This is a genomic window from Flavobacterium sp. (genome assembly GCF_035760125.1).
Taxonomy (GTDB): Bacteria; Bacteroidota; Bacteroidia; order Flavobacteriales; family Flavobacteriaceae; genus Flavobacterium.
Window position 1 is genome coordinate 1 of record NZ_DASTTN010000047.1, and the last position, 11578, is coordinate 11578.

Here is an 11578-nt window from a genome sequence, read left to right on the forward strand (position 1 = left end):
GGTTTCCGGAAAATGAAATTGATAAAGTATTTGATAAATTTTACCGATTGCAAAATTCAAAAACCGGAGGAACAGGCCTTGGTTTGTCTATTGTAAAAGGGTTTGTAGAAGCACAACACGGAAAAGTAACACTTAAGAATAGGGAAGAAGGTGGCTCGGTTTTTACGCTTAGTTTTCAAACCTTAACTATGAATACTAAAGAGATTTCAAATGAATAATAGTGCCCAAATTTTGATAATTGATGATGAAATTCAAATTAGGAAACTACTTGAAATCACTTTGAATTCTAATGGTTACAAAACATTTTTTGCAATAAATGCAAAAGAAGGTTTGTCTATGGTAGCCAATTATCAACCTGATTTGGTTATACTTGATTTGGGGTTGCCTGATGAGGATGGACAAGTTGTTTTGAAGCGATTACGAGAATGGTACCAGAATCCGATTATTATTTTGACAGTAAAAAGTGCCGAAGATGAAATTGTAAAAGCGCTTGATAATGGGGCAAATGATTATTTGACCAAACCTTTCAGAACGCAGGAATTACTGGCTAGAATTCGTACTGCTTTGCGAAATATGGTTGCTTATGATTCGGAACCAATTATAGAGTTTGGTAATGTTTCTATAGATTTGGCTTCCAGGATTGTGAGACTGAATAATGAAATTTTGAAACTCACTACGACCGAATACAATTTGCTTTCCATTTTTATAAAAAATGAAGGACGAGTATTAACCCATCAATATTTGCTGAAGCAGGTTTGGGGAAACAGTTATGCTGACCAGACGCAATATCTGCGAGTTTTTGTCGCACAGCTTCGTAAAAAAATTGAGGAAGATCCGAATCATCCTAAATTTATTATCACAGAATCGGGTGTAGGATATCGATTTAACACCAGTTAAAATCAATTAAATAGGTATAGGAATAATGTAATATGGAGTGTGAAACACTTATCGTATAGGCTTTGCTTTGGCATAAAAGGAATGAATTAAATGAATAAAAATTAAAATAAAATGAATAAATCAACGGCTCAAAAAATTACTGCCGCAACACTTTTAGTAGCACTCGGAATCATTTATGGTGATATAGGAACCAGTCCGTTATATGTTATGAAAGCCATTATAGGGCAAAGAGAAATATCAAAACTACTGGTTTATGGAGGGATTTCATGTATCTTTTGGACACTTACTTTTCAAACAACTTTTAAATATGTTTTAATGACACTTTCAGCCGACAATCATGGTGAAGGTGGTGTGTTTTCTCTTTATGCATTGGTCAAACGTTTTGGAAAAGGGAAATTAGTAATTCCAACTATTTTGGGAGCCACCACACTATTGGCTGATGGAATTATTACCCCGCCTATTTCTGTAACTTCAGCAGTTGAGGGTTTGAGAGATATAGTTCCAAATATTCCTATTTTACCCATAGTCATAGTTATTATTTCTGGTCTTTTCTTTTTTCAGCGTTTTGGAACGCAAAAAGTGGGTTTCTTTTTTGGTCCCGCCATGGTGGTTTGGTTCTCTATGCTTTTTGTTTTAGGCTTTGTACAGATTTTAGAACATCCTGCAATATTGACTGCCTTGAACCCTGTGTATGCTTATGAATTGTTAGTGGAATATCCACATGGATTTTGGTTGCTTGGAGCTGTTTTTCTTTGTACTACTGGAGCCGAAGCATTGTATTCGGATTTGGGACATTGTGGAAAAGAAAACATTAGGACCACTTGGGTTTTTGTAAAAATAGCATTGGTTGTTAATTATTTGGGACAAGCCTCATGGTTAATGAACCAAAGCAATCATTTCCTGGAAGGCAGAAATCCTTTTTATACCATTATGCCTCAATGGTTTTTATTTGCGGGAGTTGTCATCTCTACTTTTGCTGCAATTATCGCTTCTCAGGCATTGATAAGCGGTTCGTTTACATTAATTAACGAAGCGGTTTCGCTTAATTTTTGGCCTCGTGTGACGATGAAAAATCCAACGAATTTTAAAGGTCAAATTTATATTCCATCGGTGAATACTATTTTGTGGGTTGGTTGTATTTTAATGGTTTTGTATTTTAGAACTTCATCAAATATGGAAGCTGCTTATGGATTTTCGATAACCATAGCGATGCTGATGACTACCGTTCTTTTAAATTATTATTTGATTTATATCAAAAAGATGAACAGGGTTCTTATTACCCTAATAATAACTGTTTTTGTGGTTATCGAGATTTCATTTTTCGTTGCCAATATTATAAAAATCAAAGAACGTTGGATGTTCTTGTTTTTCGAGCTATTTATATTTATGACAATGTACGTTTGGTACTTTTCCCGAAAAATCAATAATAAACTTGTGAAATTTACAAATTTGAGCGAGTACACAGCAATGTTTCAGGAATTGAGCAATGACATAACGATTCCGAAGTATTCTACCCATTTAATTTATTTGTCAAAAGCGGACAGGAATTATGAAATTGAAGAGAAAATACTGAATTCCATCTTTTCCAAAAAGCCCAAAAGAGCCGATGTGTATTGGTTTTTTCATATCAATAGAACCAACTCTCCTTTTGATTTGAATTATGAAGTTATCGAGTTATTGGATGATAAAGTGATTAAAATTGTTTTGAATATTGGTTTTAGAATCCAGCCAAAAGTCGAATTGTATTTTAAACGAATTGTTCAAAATCTGATAGACAATAAAGAATTGAATTTGCACGTCCGTGCTGATGGTTCAACAAAATATAACTCAGAGCCTGATTTTAAATTTGTAATTATAGAAAAGTTTTTATCTGTTGAAAATGAATTTGCGATAAGAGATGGACTTTTATTGAATTCCTATTATATACTAAAAAACATGTCGCTATCGGATACCCGAGCTTTTGGGCTTGACAAAAGTGATGTGGTTTTGGAAGAAATTCCTATTGTGTATCAACCTATTTCTAAATTAGAATTGGATAGAAAGGTGATTAGTTAGCAGATTTCAGAATACAAAAAAAGATTTCAGATAAGATGTTGACCTTCTTATTCTGAAATCTTTTTTTATCTACTTTCTGCTATCTGAAATCTACTATCTATTTTTTTAACAGTCCGCCAAATTCACAGCAATTGCAAGTCCACCTTCAGAGGTTTCTTTGTATTTTGAGTTCATGTCTTTGGCTGTTTGCCACATAGTGTCTATTACTTTATCTAGGGATACTTTGGCATTTTTGGCATCGGTTTCTAGGGCAAGTTCAGCAGCGTTAATGGCTTTTATGGCTCCCATTGTATTTCTTTCGATACAAGGAATTTGCACCAACCCACCAATTGGATCACAAGTTAAGCCCAAATGATGCTCCATCGCAATTTCGGCGGCCACTAATACTTGATCTGGAGTTCCGCCCATTAATTCGCACAAAGCGCCCGCAGCCATAGCGCTCGAAACGCCTATTTCGGCTTGACATCCTCCCATTGCAGCAGAAATGGTTGATCCTTTTTTGAAAATGCTGCCTATTTCTCCGGCGACCATCAAAAATTTCTTGATTTCGTTTTCGTCTCCCTGATGGTTTTCAATAACCAAATAATACATTAAAACAGCAGGAATTACTCCAGCACTTCCATTGGTTGGAGCGGTTACAACTCTTCCTAGTGCAGCATTTACTTCGTTTACCGCCAATGCAAAACAGCTTACCCATTTTAGAATTTGACGAAATTTAACTTCGGTTTTTCTAATTTCTTCGAGCCATTCTTGCGGATTGGAATAATTGGATAAACCAATCAAATTTTGATGCATATCAAAAGCCCGTCTTCGTACGTTCAAACCGCCAGGAAGTATGCCTTCGGAATGACAACCAATATACATACATTCGAGCATGGTATGCCAAATACGCATTAATTCGTTATGAATCTCTGCCTCGGGACGCATGGATTTTTCGTTTTCATAAACGATTTCCGAAATAGATTTATTTTCTTTTGTGCAATAGGCTAATAGTTCAGTGGCTTTATCAATAGGAAAAGGAAAAGCACACTTTATGGCTTCTTTGTTTTGAGCATTTTCTCGTTCCTCTTTAACTACAAATCCTCCACCTATGGAATAAAAGGTAGAACTGTATTTGGTTTCATCATTGAAGTAGGCCGTAAATGTTAATCCATTAGCATGGAAAGGAAGAAAGTTTTTATTGAAAACAATGTCCTGAAGAAAATAAAAAGGAATATGGATTTGGTTTCCTAAATAGATTTCGTTTTTGGCTTCAATCGATTTGATAATTCCGTCAATGTCTTGAATAGGAATGTATTCTGGATCCTGACCGCTTAGTCCAAGCATAATAGCCAAATCGGTTGCATGTCCTTTTCCAGTTAAGGAAAGAGAACCGTATAAATCAACTTTTACTCTAGTTACCGCATTGATATCATATTCACTTCTCAGTTCGTTTAAGAAACGTTCAGCCGCACGCCAAGGGCCAAGTGTATGTGAACTTGATGGTCCAACACCAATTTTTAGCATATCAAAAACTGAGATACATTCTTCCATAAAAGTTTAATTTATTTGATGAACAAATATAATTATTAATTGAACTATAATAGAAAATTTTAGATTTAAAAATGACAATTTGATAATATTATTGCAAAATAGAGTTGTTACTTTGATGGATTGTTAAAAATGTTAAAATGTGTATTAATAATTTTATGTTGTTTTTTGTAGAACAAATGACATAGTATTTTAAAAAAAAGAACAGCCGTATGAATTTTAGGTTCTTGAAACAGTGTAGTATTGATGATTGTATTTTCCAGCTACACAAAAAGCGCCACTTATTAATACTAGATTCTTGATAATGTATTGACCTACCAATGTTGGACAGTATGGGAAGGAATCAAAGCAGATTTTAGGTAATATAAAAAGCGGAAAAAAAGTGGCTGCCATATGAAACAGCAAAATTATAATGGTAAAGGGAATTAATTTTTTGAATAAAAACCCAATTCCAATGCATACTTCAACAAAACCTAATGAAGGTATAAAAATCTCTGGTTTAAACCAAAAAACGGTTTGCTCTACTAATTCACCAGCAGGGCTCATTCCTATTAATTTTAAAGTTCCAAACCAAATATAGACAATTGCTAAGGCATATCTCATGAAATCGACACTGTGATTTTCCATTTTTTTGCTAATTTGAAAATATAGAGAGTAGAATGTCTTGCTCATTGGGGTGGTTTTTTAGGGTTATTTGATTTTTGGTAAAACAACAGTACGTAAATTAAATTAAAAAAAAAGAATAAATGGAATGTTTTTTTGTGATTACTAATGTTTGTTTTGTTAAAAAGGAATTAATTTTTTGAATACCAGATAGTAAAGTAATATTGCTTATTTCTAATTATTATAGATTTTTAATAATTTGAAAATTGCTCTATAGTTTTTGTTGATTTTATTGGTGCGGAAAGATTTAAAACTTATATTTGTCCCTACATTCAAAAATTCCGGAAAACATGTTTGAATTTCATCAGTATTTAGGCTTTTTACTTTTCTTAACCATCCTTACAATGGGATTTTGGTTAATGTTTTTCCTTGTTGGTTTCGTATCCTATTGGGTAGGTGGAGCAACTTGGGAAGCTTATAAAGAAAAGAAAGCAAAACAAAAAGAAGAAGAAGCTTAGTCTTATTTTTACTTTAAAATAAAAAAGGATTCGTTATTACGAATCCTTTTTTTATTATATCTGGTGTTTGAAGATTATCCTGGGAAATCTCCATCTCCTCCACCTTCATTTTTAGGCTGTGTCTTTTCTTTATCACTTTTAGATTTGTTGAAACGGTAAGTGAACGATAAATTGAATTGACGTTTGCGGAATTGCATTTCACCATACGATGTTTGGTTTTCAAGATACGTATAAGATCTCATTTTTCTCGTGTTGAAAATATCACTAATATTGAATGCTAGTGTTGCTTTGTCTTTTAAAAGATCTTTACTGAATGCGGTGTTCATACTAAATTGATCTAAGTTTTTTCCTTGTGCTGTTTTTTGTTCACCATTGTAGGTAGCATTCAATTGCCAGTCGATTTTGTATGGTAATGTTAGTTTGGAGTTAACTCTTGCAAACCAAGTATTGGCTTGGTTATCAAGATTTTGAATTATTAGGTCGCCGTTTGTATCTGTATAGCTGTGTTCTCCGGTTGTTTTTACATTATATAAATTGAAGTTACTGTTTATTCTCCATATTTTGAATGGGTTGTAATTTAAAGTAAACTCAAAACCAAATTTTTGTTCTTTTCCTAAATTAATTGGTTGGCTTTTAATAACTGGAATTCCATTTACCTCATCACCTGTAGGAGATCTTACAAAGCTGAAAACATCTTTTGTGTTTTCAAAATAAGCTGATGTATTAAATGTTACCTTTTCCCAACGTTTGATATACCCAACATCAAATTTGTCAGTTAGGGAAGGGTTTAGGTCAGGATTTCCTTGAAAAATATTAACGTTGCTTGAATAGTTTACTGCAGGATTCATGAAACGTCCTCTTGGTCTTGTTAAACGTTTACTGTAGCTTGTAGTGAAGTTACTCTGATCTGAAATTTGATAGCTGATAAAAGCACTCGGAAAAAAGTTGTTGTACTTTTTAGTATTGAAATCGTTTGTGTCTAATAAGTTTACATGAACATTGGTGTCTTCCCAACGTAACCCAAATAAATAGGAGAATTTATCTTTTTTGAAACCATATTGTGTATAAAGAGCATTGATATTTTCTTTGTATTCTAAAGTGTTTGATAAATTATCTATTCTTGCACCTTGATTGTCCAGAACATAATATTCATTGTTTAAATCACCAAAATTCCCTTTATATCCAGCTTCAAACTGACTTCCTTCTCCTAGCGGTAGTACATAATCGGCCTGTAATTGTGCTTGTTTCTGTACCTGGTTATTTAAGGTGTTGTTATAGTTGTCAGAACCTGTAATGATACTTTGGCTATCATCAGTATTTCTTGAAATAGAAGCATCAACGGTAAGTTTGTGTCCTTTGTCGTTGAAGTTTTTGATTAAGTTTGAAGTATATGAGGCGTTTTCACTACCAGTATCTCCATTGTTCAAACGGTAAGTAGTACCTGTGAAAATATGAGATGCATCATAGTTGCTGTAGTTGATTAAATCTTCGTCTTCTCCAGTATTCTTTTCGTAATTGATGGCATTTGTCCAATAAGTGTTTGGTGCTACTGTCCATTCAACACCAGCTCTTCCATTAAAACCATCTCTGGTTCTCTTTGTGTCACGATCTTCATCTAAATAGTTTTTAACAGAACCGTCTTCATTGAAATATTCTGAATAAGTTTTACCACCACCTTCATTTGTTCTGTGGTTGTAACCCGCAGTAGTGAAGTAGTTTAATTTTTCGGTTTTATAATTCACATTGGCACTTAAACCATATGTCTCAGGAATACCTGTTGAAGCTATAATAGTTCCGTTAAAACCTTGGTTTTTCCCTTTTTTAAGGATGATATTGATTATTCCAGAACCACCTTCCGCATCATATCGTGCTGATGGATTTGTGATAACTTCAACTTTGTCAATTGCATCGGCAGGAAGTTGTCTTAAAGCTTCTGCGATGTTTACAGCATAGGATGGTCTTCCATCAATTAAAATTCGGATATTATCACTTCCTCTTAAGCTTACATTTCCTTCAGTATCAACGGAAACAGAAGGGACATTGTCTAAAACATCACTTACAGTTCCACCTTTTACCATCATATCCTGACCAACGTTGTATACTTTTTTGTCCAGTTTTATCTCAACAGATGATTTTTCGGCACGTACAACTACTTCGTTCAATTGTGAAGCATCTTCTTCAAGTCCAATTGTACCTAATGAAATTTTTTCGGTTATATTTTTCCCTTTTATTTCGATTGATTTAAAGGAAATAAATTCGATAGTTATATCATAAATACCAGGAATAACATCAGCTTCGTATTCTCCTTTGTTATTAGTAATTCCGCCGGAAATGGCTTTTGGATTTTTTTGATTCTTCAAAGTGACAGTAGCGAATTCTAAGGGCTGGTTGCTCTTTTTGTCTACAATTTTCCCAGTCACTTTGATTTTGCTAAATGTTGGAGGACCTTGTTGTGCAAAGTTGGACAGTCCAAAAAGCAAAAATAAAAGAACTAGAGTAAGGTTTAATTTTTTCATTAGTAATAAATAAGATTTCTTCATTGGATAGAGAAATCTTTAAAAGGTTTAAAGTTGGTTTTCCTAAAATTATGTTAATGTCTATATGAATGGAATTACCTTCTCCAAATCCCGACCGATAATTGCTTTATTTCCATTAACGACTATAGGCCGTTCAATAAGAATTGGGTTTTCAACCATCGCCTGAATGATTTCATTTTCAGTCAATATTTTTCCTTTGTAATTTTCTATCCAAATAACTTCTTTTTGACGCACTAACTCGATTGGTGTTAAATTTAGTTTTTGAAGTAACGCTGTTAATTCATCTGCGCTAGGAGGAGTGTTGAGATAATTGATTATTTCAATTTCTTTATCTGATTCTTTCAAAAGGAGTAAACAATTTCTTGATTTTCCGCAACGTTGATTGTGGTATATTTGTATCATTTTTGTAGTTGAGATTTAGTTTATACTAAAATAATAAGCTATTTTAGTTCGGGCAAAAATAAGATTTGAAATACCATTTTAAGTATAATTGTAGAAAAAATAACAAATGTTTATAGAACAAGGAATTGACAGAAATAATAAATTTTGGAAATATATCTTAGGCTCAATTTTTATAATTGGGGCTTCTTTTGTGGGACAGTTGCCCATGTTAGGATTAATATTATTTCAAACATTATTTCAAGGGAAAGTTTATCCAACTACTGATGATGAATTAATGCATTTTTTTGAGCCAAATTTGAATTTGTTTTTACTGCTTATTTCATTTGTGTTTGCTTTAGGAGGAATTTATTTTGTTGTACGTTTTTTGCATAAACAAACATTGCTTACCATTGTGACAGCCAGAAAAAAAATGGATTGGAAAAGAGTGTTTTTCTCTTTTTTTATTTGGTCAATATTTACCGCAATTTCAACTCTGTTGATGTGTTATTTTAATCCAGCTGATTTTAAAATTAATTTTCAACTTATTCCTTTCTTGATTTTGGTCGTGATTGCTACTTTTTTGATCCCAATTCAAACCAGTGTTGAAGAATTAATTTTTCGCGGTTATTTGATGCAGGGTTTTGCTAATTTATGGGGTAATAAATGGTTTCCGTTATTGATGACGTCCAGTATTTTTGGGTTAATGCATCTTTTTAATCCTGAAGTAACCAAGATGGGGAATATAATTATGGTTTATTATATAGGTACAGGTTTTTTGTTAGGGATAATGACTTTGATGGATGACGGAATGGAATTGGCTTTGGGTTTTCATGCTGCAAATAATTTAATTGGAGCATTATTAGTAACCTCAGATTGGTCTGCTTTTCAAACTTATTCCATTTTCAAAGATGTGTCAGAACCTGAGGCTGGACTTGATATTATCTTCCCTGTTGTTGTTATTTATCCTCTACTTTTGATTATATTTGGAGTAAAATACAATTGGTCTGGTTGGAAAGAAAAGCTAACGGGAACTGTTGTGAAATAGTCTTAATTTAATACCCAAAAAATCAAAACAACCATTATGGATAATACAGTAACATACAAAAATGTACACAACCTTTTTAAATTAAATGGATTTCATTTAACAAGAGAAGATTTATGTAGAATAGCTTATAGTTTTATAAAAGAAGGGGAAGATTTTGAACAGTCGGTAGGTGATTTTTTATTGGATTGGTTTGATGACAAATCTTATATCGATATGTACACTTCTGGAACGACAGGAAATCCAAAATCTATTAGAATTGAAAAAAATGCAATGGTTCAATCGGCGATTGCTACCGGAGATTTTTTTGATCTTCAGCCAGGAAATAGAGTACTACATTGTTTGCCTGCCAATTATGTTGCAGGTAAAATGATGTTTGTACGTTCGTTTGTCTTAGGTTTGGATATGGATTTTGTACCTCCAAGTTCTCATCCTTTGGAGCATAATGATGAGAAATATGATTTTTGTGCAATGGTACCTCTCCAAGCTAAGAATTCAATTGACAAATTATCGAATATTAAAAAGATAATAATAGGTGGAGTTAAAATTCATAAATCATTGGAACAAGAATTGGTTAAACTGCCAATCGAGATTTATGAAACCTACGGTATGACAGAAACAATCACACATATAGCTGCCAAGAAAGTAGGAGTGGAAGCTTTCACTACATTACCAAATGTAACAGTTTCCGTTAATGAGCATCAATGTTTGGAAATTGTTGCCAAAAATATCGGAATTGAAAAAATTGTAACTAATGATATTGTAAAATTAATATCAGACACACAATTTGTTTGGTTAGGACGTTTTGATAATGTAATCAATAGTGGCGGAATAAAAATTATGCCTGAGCAAGTAGAAGCTAAATTATCTACTCTAATTCCAAGACGTTATTTTGTGAATGGAGTGCCAGATGAAACTTTGGGAGAAAAAGTTGTTCTTTATGTGGAAGGTTTGCCAATGGATATCGATCATTCTGTATTTGATGTTTTGGATAAATATGAGAAACCAAAAGAAGTTGTTTTTATTCCTAAATTCAAAGAAACTGCTACTGGTAAAATAATGAGAGAAGAAAGCAAAAAAATGGCAGTCTAATTAAAAGCTATAGATTACTAAATAAAAAAGAGAGGATGGTTATTCCTCTCTTTTTTGTTTTGATATAAATTCTAGGCAGGATTATTTTTGCATTTTAAAAAAATAGTCCGCCGAATTTTTCCCGCTTCCATAGATTAGGAAAAATATACATACTGCTAGTGTTAGTATTGCTAATAGTAAATTTTGGTGATGCATTTGTCCCATAAAATTAATAATAATGGCACATATTAAAATAGGTAATTGAGATATAATGGCCCAACGTGTCAATAGACCAAAGAAAATTAAGATACCTCCAATTAAATGTGCTGGTGCTATGTAATGAATTAGAAACATACCAGCTCCAATATGGTCTATTTGGTCTATTGGTGTTAATAAATCAACTAAATATTGGATGTTTGAAAAGAAATAGACTCCTTTCATAAATAGAAAAACGCCAAGAGCCATGCGTAATAAATCAACTGGTAAATAAGTATGTGCATTTGCCCACTTATTTAAGGTTTTTACATTGTTCATAATGCCTTAAGTTTTAAATTAGTTACACTAAGTTACTAAAAATTAATGAGATATATTAATTTTTTGTGATATTTATTGACAATATCTCTTTTATGTGCTATTGTAATTATAGTATTAATAAAATTAAGATGATGAAAATATTCTACTTGATTGTTGAATTTTTATTGAATGAGATTTGTTTAGGGTGCTGTATTATGAATTGGATATTCTTTAATTCTTTTTTACAAAAAAAAACTCCCGATAAGTCAGGAGTTTATGAAATTTTTAAAAGTGTCAATTGGTTTACAATTAAACCTGAATTACTCCCAAATTAAATTTCTTTTCAATAGGAGAGTGGTTAGCGGCTTCGATACCCATAGAAATCCAGGTTCTTGTTTCTAGTGGGTCAATAATAGCATCTGTCCACAAAT

Annotated in this window: 11 protein-coding genes; 6 read left to right on the forward strand and 5 right to left on the reverse strand. The window is 32.7% G+C overall.

The features are described 5' to 3' along the window. From VFS71_RS02055 to VFS71_RS02065, 3 genes are all read left to right on the forward strand, one after another. The coding region (locus VFS71_RS02055; protein WP_326399086.1) for a sensor histidine kinase at positions 1-218 on the forward strand (218 nt) is incomplete at its 5' end. Beyond that, positions 211-897, forward strand: a complete 687-nt coding sequence (locus tag VFS71_RS02060; RefSeq protein ID WP_326399087.1) for a response regulator transcription factor — start codon at positions 211-213, stop codon at positions 895-897. The genes VFS71_RS02055 and VFS71_RS02060, both read left to right, overlap by 8 nt. Positions 898-1008: 111 nt before the next feature. Next, positions 1009-2952: a KUP/HAK/KT family potassium transporter gene (locus VFS71_RS02065; RefSeq protein ID WP_326399088.1), complete on the forward strand. Its 1944-nt coding sequence runs from the start codon at positions 1009-1011 to the stop codon at positions 2950-2952. 105 nt (positions 2953-3057) lie between these two features. On the opposite strand, the gene VFS71_RS02070 is transcribed toward VFS71_RS02065, so the two are convergent. Continuing rightward, positions 3058-4485 carry an L-serine ammonia-lyase gene (locus VFS71_RS02070; RefSeq protein ID WP_326399090.1) on the reverse strand — a complete coding sequence of 476 codons (1428 nt, stop codon included), beginning with the start codon at positions 4483-4485 and terminating at the stop codon, positions 3058-3060. Positions 4486-4701: 216 nt separating this feature from the next. Continuing rightward, entirely contained in the window at positions 4702-5109 is a 408-nt protein-coding gene (locus VFS71_RS02075; RefSeq protein WP_326399092.1) for a hypothetical protein, read from the reverse strand. Positions 5110-5435: 326 nt separating this feature from the next. On the opposite strand from VFS71_RS02075, the gene VFS71_RS02080 reads away from it, so the two are divergent. After that, positions 5436-5603 carry a hypothetical protein gene (locus VFS71_RS02080; protein ID WP_116795336.1) on the forward strand — a complete coding sequence of 56 codons (168 nt, stop codon included), beginning with the start codon at positions 5436-5438 and terminating at the stop codon, positions 5601-5603. Positions 5604-5677: 74 nt separating this feature from the next. Here the strand turns inward: VFS71_RS02080 and VFS71_RS02085 are convergent, their stop codons facing one another. Together VFS71_RS02085 and arsC are read right to left on the reverse strand one after the other, a co-directional pair. Beyond that, a complete protein-coding gene (locus VFS71_RS02085) occupies positions 5678-8119 on the reverse strand; it encodes an outer membrane beta-barrel family protein (RefSeq protein ID WP_326399094.1) in 2442 nt (813 codons plus the stop codon). A gap of 81 nt (positions 8120-8200) precedes the next feature. Further along, the gene (gene arsC, locus VFS71_RS02090; RefSeq protein WP_326399096.1) at positions 8201-8542 is read right to left on the reverse strand and encodes an arsenate reductase (glutaredoxin); all 342 of its coding nucleotides are present in this window, start codon (positions 8540-8542) and stop codon (positions 8201-8203) included. 106 nt (positions 8543-8648) lie between these two features. Between arsC and VFS71_RS02095 the strand changes: the two genes are divergently transcribed. Together VFS71_RS02095 and VFS71_RS02100 are read left to right on the forward strand one after the other, a co-directional pair. Then, positions 8649-9566: a CPBP family intramembrane glutamic endopeptidase gene (locus VFS71_RS02095; RefSeq protein WP_326399097.1), complete on the forward strand. Its 918-nt coding sequence runs from the start codon at positions 8649-8651 to the stop codon at positions 9564-9566. A gap of 36 nt (positions 9567-9602) precedes the next feature. Continuing rightward, on the forward strand, positions 9603-10655 hold the full coding sequence (locus tag VFS71_RS02100) for an AMP-binding protein (RefSeq protein WP_326399099.1): 1053 nt from the start codon (positions 9603-9605) through the stop codon (positions 10653-10655). An 81-nt stretch (positions 10656-10736) separates the two neighbouring features. On the opposite strand, the gene VFS71_RS02105 is transcribed toward VFS71_RS02100, so the two are convergent. Beyond that, positions 10737-11168 (reverse strand): DoxX family protein, encoded by a 432-nt coding sequence (locus VFS71_RS02105; protein WP_326399102.1) that lies wholly within the window; start codon positions 11166-11168, stop codon positions 10737-10739. Positions 11169-11578 lie beyond the last annotated feature (410 nt).

Bases quoted from the DNA above. Each gene is read 5' to 3' on its own strand.
- VFS71_RS02065 (WP_326399088.1), top strand. From the start codon at position 1,009: ATGAATAAATCAACGGCTCAAAAAATTACTGCCGCAACACTTTTAGTA.
- VFS71_RS02105 (WP_326399102.1), bottom strand. From the start codon at position 11,168: ATGAACAATGTAAAAACCTTAAATAAGTGGGCAAATGCACATACTTAT.
- VFS71_RS02070 (WP_326399090.1), bottom strand. From the start codon at position 4,485: ATGGAAGAATGTATCTCAGTTTTTGATATGCTAAAAATTGGTGTTGGA.
- VFS71_RS02080 (WP_116795336.1), top strand. From the start codon at position 5,436: ATGTTTGAATTTCATCAGTATTTAGGCTTTTTACTTTTCTTAACCATC.
- VFS71_RS02100 (WP_326399099.1), top strand. From the start codon at position 9,603: ATGGATAATACAGTAACATACAAAAATGTACACAACCTTTTTAAATTA.
- VFS71_RS02075 (WP_326399092.1), bottom strand. From the start codon at position 5,109: ATGGAAAATCACAGTGTCGATTTCATGAGATATGCCTTAGCAATTGTC.
- VFS71_RS02085 (WP_326399094.1), bottom strand. From the start codon at position 8,119: ATGAAAAAATTAAACCTTACTCTAGTTCTTTTATTTTTGCTTTTTGGA.
- VFS71_RS02060 (WP_326399087.1), top strand. From the start codon at position 211: ATGAATAATAGTGCCCAAATTTTGATAATTGATGATGAAATTCAAATT.
- VFS71_RS02095 (WP_326399097.1), top strand. From the start codon at position 8,649: ATGTTTATAGAACAAGGAATTGACAGAAATAATAAATTTTGGAAATAT.
- arsC (WP_326399096.1), bottom strand. From the start codon at position 8,542: ATGATACAAATATACCACAATCAACGTTGCGGAAAATCAAGAAATTGT.